The sequence below is a fragment of the Pseudoalteromonas sp. 120-MNA-CIBAN-0494 genome, assembly GCF_040308885.1.
GTDB classification, from domain to species: Bacteria; Pseudomonadota; Gammaproteobacteria; order Enterobacterales; family Alteromonadaceae; genus Pseudoalteromonas; species Pseudoalteromonas nigrifaciens.
Map to the genome: position 1 here is coordinate 1 of NZ_JBEOOE010000120.1, position 287 is coordinate 287.

Annotated in this window: 1 protein-coding gene; it reads left to right on the forward strand. The window is 44.9% G+C overall.

The genetic code is table 11. The annotated features are described in order from the left end of the window. Positions 1-287: MMPL family transporter (locus tag AAEY55_RS18210; RefSeq protein WP_350552635.1), on the forward strand; the 287-nt coding region annotated here is incomplete at both ends.

The window sequence follows — 287 nt, forward strand, 5'->3', positions numbered from 1 at the left end:
CGCTTACCCTACCGGGTATCGCAGGTATTGTATTAACCGTGGGTATGGCTGTTGATGCGAACGTACTTATATTTGAGCGTATTCGTGAAGAGCTCGCTGATGGCCGTAGCCCTCAACAAGCGGTTCATTTTGGTTACGATAGCGCCTTTAGTACTATTTTTGATGCCAATATCACCACATTAATTGCGGCGATTATCTTGTTTGCTGTTGGTACCGGTCCTGTTGCAGGCTTTGCGGTAACCCTAGCAATTGGTATTTTAACCTCTATGTTTACAGCAATTGTAGGT